The 4204-nt window shown below is 31.7% G+C and carries 9 protein-coding genes; all 9 read left to right on the plus strand.

Going from position 1 to position 4204, the window contains the following annotated elements; translation table 11 throughout:
- Positions 1-63 precede the first annotated feature (63 nt).
- Genes EK368_RS02035 through EK368_RS02065 form a run of 9 tightly spaced genes read left to right on the plus strand, consistent with a single transcriptional unit; the run spans position 64 to position 4132 of the window.
- Entirely contained in the window at positions 64-924 is an 861-nt protein-coding gene (locus EK368_RS02035) for a hypothetical protein (RefSeq protein ID WP_202976409.1), read from the plus strand.
- Positions 917-1471, plus strand: a complete 555-nt coding sequence (locus tag EK368_RS02040; protein WP_165000291.1) for a replicative helicase loader/inhibitor — start codon at positions 917-919, stop codon at positions 1469-1471. Before EK368_RS02035 ends, EK368_RS02040 begins: the two co-directional genes overlap by 8 nt.
- A gap of 21 nt (positions 1472-1492) precedes the next feature.
- Positions 1493-1615, plus strand: a complete 123-nt coding sequence (locus EK368_RS15225) for a hypothetical protein (protein ID WP_279222243.1) — start codon at positions 1493-1495, stop codon at positions 1613-1615.
- On the plus strand, positions 1612-2409 hold the full coding sequence (locus EK368_RS02045) for a hypothetical protein (protein WP_129596072.1): 798 nt from the start codon (positions 1612-1614) through the stop codon (positions 2407-2409). The genes EK368_RS15225 and EK368_RS02045 overlap by 4 nt, the downstream gene beginning before the upstream one ends.
- 50 nt (positions 2410-2459) lie before the next feature.
- The gene (locus EK368_RS02050; protein ID WP_129596073.1) at positions 2460-2732 is read left to right on the plus strand and encodes a MazG nucleotide pyrophosphohydrolase domain-containing protein; all 273 of its coding nucleotides are present in this window, start codon (positions 2460-2462) and stop codon (positions 2730-2732) included.
- The gene (locus EK368_RS02055) at positions 2719-3123 is read left to right on the plus strand and encodes a RusA family crossover junction endodeoxyribonuclease (protein WP_129596074.1); all 405 of its coding nucleotides are present in this window, start codon (positions 2719-2721) and stop codon (positions 3121-3123) included. Before EK368_RS02050 ends, EK368_RS02055 begins: the two co-directional genes overlap by 14 nt.
- The gene (locus EK368_RS02060; RefSeq protein ID WP_129596075.1) at positions 3120-3308 is read left to right on the plus strand and encodes a hypothetical protein; all 189 of its coding nucleotides are present in this window, start codon (positions 3120-3122) and stop codon (positions 3306-3308) included. The genes EK368_RS02055 and EK368_RS02060 overlap by 4 nt, the downstream gene beginning before the upstream one ends.
- Before the next feature lie 28 nt (positions 3309-3336).
- A complete protein-coding gene (locus EK368_RS14765; protein ID WP_165000292.1) occupies positions 3337-3486 on the plus strand; it encodes a hypothetical protein in 150 nt (49 codons plus the stop codon).
- 10 nt (positions 3487-3496) lie between these two features.
- Positions 3497-4132, plus strand: coding sequence for a putative HNHc nuclease (locus EK368_RS02065; RefSeq protein ID WP_129596076.1), 636 nt, complete (start codon positions 3497-3499; stop codon positions 4130-4132).
- Positions 4133-4204: the final 72 nt, after the last annotated feature.

Raw genomic sequence — 4204 nt, forward strand, 5'->3', positions numbered from 1 at the left:
AGCAGTATTATTTACAGCTATTGTTAAAATCATACATTATTATTTGAGCTAGTAGGTGGTGAAATGCAGGGATGGATTAAAGTTCACAGGTGCATTAAAAAAAATTGGTTATGGCAGGATAAACCATTCTCTAAAGGTCAAGCATGGATAGATTTAATCATGATGATGAATCACGAGGATAGGAAAGTTTTAATAGGAAATGAATTGATTTTAGTTGAAAGAGGCAGCCGAATAACATCTATTAGAAAATTATGTGATAGATGGGGATGGTCAAATACTAAATTAAAAAACTTTCTAAAAATATTAGAAAATGATGGAATGTTAATCGTAAAAAGCGACACTAAAAAAACCATTATAACAGTAGTAAATTACAACGATTACCAAAGTAAAGACGACAGTAAAAACGACGCAGAAGCGACAGACGAACGACACGAAAGCGACACGAAAGCGACACGAAAACATACAAACAAGAATGTAAAGAATTATAAGAATGAAAAGAATGATAAAGAAGATATAAAAGATATTGTTGAACTAAAGTTCAACGAAGAATCAATTCAATATAGATTAGCAAATTATCTTAAAAAATATATTCTTAAAAACAATCCTAAAGCAAGAGTACCAGGATTAAAAGATATGGATAAATGGTCAATACACATAGATCGACTTATTAGATTAGATGGTAGAACTGATGAAGAAGTTAAAAAAGTAATTCAATGGTGTCAAAAAGATTCTTTTTGGATGACTAATATTTTGAGCACACAGAAACTAAGAAAGAATTTTGATACATTGTTTCTTCAAATGAATAATGAACGATCAAAGAAAAGTAATGGTAAGGGAAAACAATTTGAAACGAATACAGAGAAAATCATAGACAGTGTAGATGCGGTAAAAAGATTTTTAGAAATGGAGGATGAAGATGGATAAAAAACAACTCATTGAAGGGCTTACAGTATTAGAAAGTGTCTATGACAATTTTAGAATTCTCAATGATGATAAAACAATGCTTGTATGGTACAAGATTTTCAAAGAAGATGATCCTAAGCTATTTGAAATGGCAGTAGAAACATATATAGCAACAAATGAATTTAAACCTACACCAGCTGGAGTAAGAAAGTGTATGGAAAAATTGGCTACAAATCATAACTTAAATGGAGCGGAAGCATGGGGAAAGGTTATGGAACTTATAAAAAAATATGGATGGTATAGAGCGGATGAAGCACTAAAAGAAGTTAAACATGATAAGCCATTGCATAAAGCTGTACAAGCATTAGGATTTAGGGAGTTATGTACAAGTGAAAATTTGATGGCAGATAGAGCACACTTTCTAAAGATATATGAGCAGTATATGAAACGAGAATCGGACAAGGTTATGCTTCCAGGAAGAGTGCAAAATGATCTAAAACAGTTACAGAAAGTTAATCAAGTTACAAAACTTTTAAGTGAAAAGTTTGAAATGGGTAAAACGTCTTAGAAGTGATAAGGGGGAAATTACATGGATATGTTTGCAATGGAATTATCAAAGGCAGTCGAGCAATTAGCAGTAGAAAAAGGTATGAAGACTAAAGCCTTAATAAGACAAGCATTAGAGCTATATAAGGGGGATAGGACAAGATGACTAAAGAGCAATGGATTGAAGATATCAGGGGGATGATACAAGAACTTGGATTAAAATATATACCTTCAAGACAAGAAATAGGATGGTACTTATCCCTTAGCCATATGTACAAAATAGATAAAGTAGGACTAGATACACTAGAAGAAGCCATAAGGCTTCCAAGAAAAATAGATTTACCAAGGTCAAAATGGATTAAAATTCCTAAAGAGCCAAGACAATCAGAAATCGAAAAAGACATGAAAGCAATTAAAAAAATTATGAAAGAATTAAAAATAGAATATTTCCCAAAACAAGACCAGATAAAACCGTCTACTTTAAGCAATAAATTACAATGCAATGGGGCTTACACCAATATGTTAGCTAAAAAGCTAGGAGTGCTAAGATACAGACAGTATATAAAATTGCACGGAAAACCAAAAGAAACAAAAAAAGAAGAAAAAAATATGTGGTTTGATGAAAAAGAGAATTTAAGAAAAAAAGAAGCAGAAAAAAGATATTTGCAACAATGTCAAGAGGGAGAGGTAAAAACAATAACAGGAGAAGAAGCACAAAAATACATAGAAAAATATTCAAATACAAAAGAAGAAAAAATACCTAGCATGTTAAATGTGTTAGCTTGTAGCACAAAAGGGAAAATCAATATTGCAGTAGTACAAGAAATTATACGTTTATTAGAAAGAGGAAAGAGTAAAGAATGGATTTGTAGGAAAAAGAAAATAGATATGGACAAGCTAGATCGATTCTTAGCACGTTCTCGGTCGTACAGAGAGTTAAAAACTAGCAAAGCTATATAAATATACTAAAGCAAAAACAAAGTCGAAATAAAGCAGAAATAGGAGGTCGCATGATAGAACAAATATTTAATTATTTCGGTGAAGCGAACCAAATAGAAAAACTTAAGGAAGAAGTAGAAGAGTTTATACAAGCTGTTAAAAATAAAGATATAGACAATATGGAAGAAGAAATAGCAGATATAGAAGTGGTTTTAGAACAGTTTGCAAGAGTTTTTAAATTAGATAAAAGGAAAGTAAAACATATAAAAAGATTCAAAGTCCAAAGAACTGTAAACAGAATAAAGAGAGGATATTATAAGAGGTGGAAAAATGCTAGTATTTAAAATTCCAGGAGAGCCAATTGCTAAAGGTCGCCCACGTGTAACAAAGTATGGGACACATACACCAGAGAAAACAAAGAACTATGAAACTTTAGTTAAAGAAATGTTTGCTATTACATATGGACAACCACTACTAGAAAATCCTTTAGAAATAAACTTGAAATTATATTTTTCAATTCCTAAAAGTGCAAGTAAAATTAAAAAAAATTTAATGGAAAACGGAAACATAAGACCTATAAAAAGACCAGATTTAGACAATTGCATGAAATCAATTACAGATGCACTTAATGGAATAGCATACAAAGATGATAGTCAGATCATAAAAGCTACTGTAGAGAAGTATTACAGTGAAGTACCTAGAGCAGAGGTTGTTATAAAGGAGTTGGAACTATGAGGACAAAACCAATAGAAATTATAGTAGGAAAAACATATATAAATTTCAAAGGATATTGGAGAACCGTTTTAGCTGTAATGGAAACAGCAGAAGGAGTTAAAGTTAAATACGAAGATGGAACGGGGAATCCTAGAACTTGCTTGATAGATAGTTTTAGGCAATGGATAAAGAAAAATTATTATTGAAATTAAAATAACAGAAAGGGTGAAGTAAATGAAATATATGCTGTATATCAAAGACAACGATACTGAAAACAATATGACGATTGAATGTAATGACGCTAATGACTTAGCGAAATATGCAAGTGAAAGTATAAAACAAGGTTATACAGATGTTAGAGCAGTTATAGAAAATACACACTAGAGGTGGTTGAGTGAATGAATATGCTGAGATCATTGGATATAGGGAACTAGAAAAAGGAACTAGGTTAGCTGTTGTAATTCCAGAAAAACACTTAGGAGAATACATTAAAAGATTTGCTCAAAATGGAAAGGTGAAATCAGAGATACGTCTTGATGATGGAAGAACAATTACAGCAGAGCAAAGGAAAAAAGCATATGCAACAATCAGAGATATGGCTACATATACGGGATATATGCCAGAGGAAATGAAAGAGATCATGAAATACAGCTACATTGCGAATACAGGAAGTGATTATTTTTCTCTTTCAAATTGTAGTGTAACAACAGCAAGGCTATTTATTAATTACATCATAGAATTTTGCTTTCAATGGAATATACCATTATTGGACCATGGCTTAAATAGAACGGATGATATAGGAAAATATTTGTGGCTATGCCTAAAATATAAAAAGTGTGCAATATGTGGCAAAGAAGCTGAAACACATCATTGGGATGCCATAGGTATGGGCAATGATAGGAAAAGAATAGATGATTCAAGCTATAGGAAAATAGCACTTTGCAGAGTACATCATACAGAAGCACATACGATTGGCAGAGATACATTTGCAGAGAAATATCATGTATATGGGATTACTTATACAGACTAGGAGGTTGTAATGATGAATATAGGAGATAGAGTGTACATCTGGGATACACAAAGCGACCTATTCATCAAAGAA

Origin of the sequence: Anaerophilus nitritigenes (assembly GCF_004138215.1) — a bacterium.
GTDB classification, from domain to species: domain Bacteria; phylum Bacillota; class Clostridia; order Peptostreptococcales; family Thermotaleaceae; genus Anaerophilus; species Anaerophilus nitritogenes.

Bases quoted from the DNA above. Each gene is read 5' to 3' on its own strand.
- EK368_RS02035 (WP_202976409.1), top strand. From the start codon at position 64: ATGCAGGGATGGATTAAAGTTCACAGGTGCATTAAAAAAAATTGGTTA.
- EK368_RS02040 (WP_165000291.1), top strand. From the start codon at position 917: ATGGATAAAAAACAACTCATTGAAGGGCTTACAGTATTAGAAAGTGTC.
- EK368_RS15225 (WP_279222243.1), top strand. From the start codon at position 1,493: ATGGATATGTTTGCAATGGAATTATCAAAGGCAGTCGAGCAATTAGCA.
- EK368_RS02045 (WP_129596072.1), top strand. From the start codon at position 1,612: ATGACTAAAGAGCAATGGATTGAAGATATCAGGGGGATGATACAAGAA.
- EK368_RS02050 (WP_129596073.1), top strand. From the start codon at position 2,460: ATGATAGAACAAATATTTAATTATTTCGGTGAAGCGAACCAAATAGAA.
- EK368_RS02055 (WP_129596074.1), top strand. From the start codon at position 2,719: ATGCTAGTATTTAAAATTCCAGGAGAGCCAATTGCTAAAGGTCGCCCA.
- EK368_RS02060 (WP_129596075.1), top strand. From the start codon at position 3,120: ATGAGGACAAAACCAATAGAAATTATAGTAGGAAAAACATATATAAAT.
- EK368_RS14765 (WP_165000292.1), top strand. From the start codon at position 3,337: ATGAAATATATGCTGTATATCAAAGACAACGATACTGAAAACAATATG.